Source organism: Rhizobacter sp. P3_B12 (assembly GCF_056402895.1).
This window is the reverse complement of record NZ_JBFUGN010000802.1, coordinates 1-2,867: the sequence shown is the minus strand read 5'-3', so window position 1 is coordinate 2,867 and position 2,867 is coordinate 1. Positions and strand designations below refer to the sequence as shown.

The 2,867-nt window shown below is 67.1% G+C and carries 3 protein-coding genes and 2 pseudogenes; 3 read left to right on the top strand and 2 right to left on the bottom strand.

What is annotated here, in order from left to right; genetic code table 11:
- Both AC1D01_RS28260 and lipA read left to right on the top strand, forming a co-directional pair.
- Positions 1-212, top strand: a pseudogene (locus AC1D01_RS28260) (lipoyl(octanoyl) transferase LipB); the annotation flags it as partial.
- A gap of 30 nt (positions 213-242) precedes the next feature.
- Positions 243-1,235, top strand: coding sequence for a lipoyl synthase (gene lipA / locus AC1D01_RS28255; protein ID WP_047594691.1), 993 nt, complete (start codon positions 243-245; stop codon positions 1,233-1,235).
- A 69-nt stretch (positions 1,236-1,304) separates the two neighbouring features.
- Here the strand turns inward: lipA and AC1D01_RS28250 are convergent, their stop codons facing one another.
- A complete protein-coding gene (locus tag AC1D01_RS28250) occupies positions 1,305-1,820 on the bottom strand; it encodes a TlpA family protein disulfide reductase (protein WP_477872321.1) in 516 nt (171 codons plus the stop codon).
- A gap of 12 nt (positions 1,821-1,832) precedes the next feature.
- On the opposite strand from AC1D01_RS28250, the gene AC1D01_RS28245 reads away from it, so the two are divergent.
- A complete protein-coding gene (locus AC1D01_RS28245) occupies positions 1,833-2,522 on the top strand; it encodes a DUF4197 domain-containing protein (RefSeq protein ID WP_477872319.1) in 690 nt (229 codons plus the stop codon).
- Here the strand turns inward: AC1D01_RS28245 and AC1D01_RS28240 are convergent.
- Positions 2,515-2,867 (bottom strand): annotated as a pseudogene (locus AC1D01_RS28240) (hypothetical protein); the annotation flags it as partial. The gene AC1D01_RS28245 and the pseudogene AC1D01_RS28240 overlap by 8 nt on opposite strands.

Genomic DNA, 2,867 nt, shown 5'->3' with positions numbered 1-2,867 from the left:
AGGTGGCGGCGCTCGGCATCAAGGTCAGCCGGCATTGCACCTACCACGGGCTGGCACTGAACGTGGCGATGGACCTGAGCCCCTTCAGCAGCATCAACCCCTGCGGCTACGCCGGGCTGCAAACGGTCGACTTGGCTACACTGGGCGTCCGCACCGACTGGACCACCGCGGCGCAGCGGCTGGGCGACCGGCTGGTGTCGCACCTGAGCTGACCCGTCGGCCGCCCCTCGAAAGTAACCCCGATGTCGACCGAAAACGTCATCCACCAGGCCCAGGACGCGGCCCACTACGACGCGAGCGCCAAGCAGAAGGCGCAGGCCAAGACGGCCCGCATCCCGATCAAGATCGTCGCGGCCGAGACGCTGAAGAAGCCGGACTGGATCCGCGTGAAGGCCGGCTCGCCGACCACCCGCTTCTACGAGATCAAGCAGATCCTGCGCGAGCACAAGCTGCACACGGTGTGCGAAGAGGCGTCGTGCCCGAACATCGGCGAATGCTTCGGCAAGGGCACCGCCACCTTCATGATCATGGGCGACAAGTGCACGCGGCGCTGCCCGTTCTGCGACGTGGGCCACGGCCGGCCGGATCCGCTGGATGCCGACGAGCCGCTGAACCTCGCGAAGACCATCGCGGCGCTGCGCCTGAAGTACGTCGTGATCACGAGCGTCGACCGTGATGACCTGCGCGACGGCGGCGCCGCGCATTTCGTCGAGTGCATCCAGCGCACCCGCGAGCTGTCGCCCGACACCCGCATCGAGATCCTGACGCCCGATTTCCGCGGCCGCATGGACCGCGCGCTGGAGATCCTGAAGGCGGCACCGCCCGACGTGATGAACCACAACCTCGAGACCGCGCCGCGCCTGTACAAGGAAGCGCGCCCGGGTTCGGATTATGCGTACTCGCTGAACCTGCTGAAGCGCTTCAAGGAATTCGCGCCGCACGTGCCGACCAAGAGCGGGCTGATGGTGGGCCTGGGAGAGACCGACGAAGAGATCCTGCAGGTGATGCGCGACATGCGCGAGCACGGCATCGACATGCTGACGATCGGCCAGTACCTCGCGCCGAGCGGCCACCACCTGCCGGTGCGGCGCTACGTGCACCCGGACACCTTCAGGATGTTCGAGGCCGAGGCGCTGAAGATGGGGTTCACGCACGCCGCCGTCGGCGCGATGGTGCGTTCGAGCTACCACGCGGACCAGCAGGCCCACGAAGCCGGCGTCGCGAACGCCATCTAGCGTAGCCCGGATGCCAATCCGGAGATCGTTCTTCACTTCGAGATGCGGCCCCCCGGATTGGCATCCGGGCTACGAATTCAGCAGCTTCTCGACCTGCGCCTGCAATTCCGCGAAATCCGGCTGGCCCACATAGCGCTTGACGATCTCGCCGCGCTTGTTGATCAGCACGCTGGTCGGCGTGCCCTCGATCGGGCCGAAGCTGCGGGCGACCGACCCGGTGTTGTCGATCACCACGGTGAACGGCAGCTTGCGCGATTCGGCGAAGTGGATCACCGAGGCCGGCGGGTCGTAGCTCATCGCCACCGCCAGGGTCTCGAAGCCGCGCGCCTTGAACCGGTTGTGGGTGGCTGTCACCTGCGGCATCTCGTGCACGCAGGTCGTGCAGGTGGTGGCCCAGAAGTTGACCAGCACCACCTGGCCCTTCAGTTGCGCGACGCTGCTGCGGCTGCCATCCAGGCGGACGAACGCGGCGTCCGGGGCCATCTGCGGGCGCGCGAGGCCCGAATACGCTGCATAAGCCCCACAAGCCGCTGCCGCGATTGCCAGAACACTCAACGCGGCGGCAAGATGGCGGGTCAATTTCATGGGATGTGATCGATGCARCGGAGAAAGTTTACGTCAGCGGTGCTCGCGGGCCTGGGTGTGTGGACATGGACCGGACAGGCCTGGGCGTTCAGCCTCAGCGAAGGCGATGCCACCGCGGGCATCCGGGCCGCGCTGGAGCGCGGCGCGGTGTCGGCCGTCGGCCTGCTCGGCAAGCCGGACGGTTTTCTTTCGAACCCGAAGGTGCACATCCCGTTGCCCGGCTTCCTGAACGATGCGGCGCGCTTCCTGAGGGCGACCGGGCAGCAACGGCGCGTCGACGAGCTCGAGACGGCGCTGAACCGCGCCGCCGAGGCCGCGGTGCCCGAGGCGAAGACGCTGCTGGTCGGCGCGGTGAAGAGCATGAGCGTCGAGGACGCCAAGGGCATCCTGGGCGGCGGCGACGGCTCGGTCACGCAGTTCTTTTCCACCAAGACGCGCGAGCCGCTGGGCGTGCGCTTCCTGCCGATCGTCAAGCGGGCGACCGAGAAGGTGTCGCTGGCCGACAAGTACAACGCGGTGGCTGGCAAGGCGGCGAGCTTCGGGCTGCTGAAGCCGCAGGATGCCAACATCCACAGCTACGTCACCGAGAAGGCGCTCGACGGGCTGTTCCTGATGATCGGCGAGGAAGAGCACAAGATCCGCGAGAACCCGGTCGCCACCGGGAGCGCGATCCTGAAGAAGGTGTTCGGCAGCCTCAAGTAGTCTTCGACAGCTCGAACATCAGCGCCGACGGCAGCGAGGTCAGGATCGCGTCGCGCCCGACGCGCGCCATGCTCAACCCGCCGAAGCCCGAGATCTCGAAGGCATTGCCCTCTTCGATGATCTCGATGAACACCACATCGCCGCCGGCCGAATCGACCTCGTTGCGCAGGTCGTTGAAGCGGTCGCCGCGCAGCACCGACTCGACGACGATCGCATGCGGCAGGCCGCTGCGACAGAAGTCGCGGGCCTCCTCGATCGAGGTCACGAAATCCACCAGCAGGCCCATGTTGCGCACCGCGTCGCGCACCTGGATGCGCACGTCGCGGCGGGAGGCGACCACCAGCA